This window comes from Halorubrum tebenquichense DSM 14210 (genome assembly GCF_000337415.1).
Taxonomy (GTDB): Archaea; Halobacteriota; Halobacteria; order Halobacteriales; family Haloferacaceae; genus Halorubrum; species Halorubrum tebenquichense.
Window position 1 is genome coordinate 1 of the sequence record NZ_AOJD01000093.1, and the last position, 239, is coordinate 239.

Annotated in this window: 1 pseudogene; it reads left to right on the plus strand. The window is 65.7% G+C overall.

From position 1 onward, the window contains the following. Window positions 1-239 (plus strand): annotated as a pseudogene (locus tag C472_RS16050) (replication protein); the annotation flags it as partial.

Here is a 239-nt window from a genome sequence, read left to right on the forward strand (position 1 = left end):
CGTGAACAACGGATACCTCCACGTTCACATGGCCGTCTTCGTCGATGGGACCGTTCGACCGTCGACGTTCGAGCCGGTCATCGAGGCGCCCGTTCGCAACTGCGACCTCGCGGAGTGGGACGCGCACGACCTCGAGGACGACTCGACCACCTCGGTCCGGCACGCCGGAGCTGACCGAGCTGACGAAGACGACGACAGCGCGCTCGACGAGCTGGCGATCTACCTCGCTGAGTACCTCG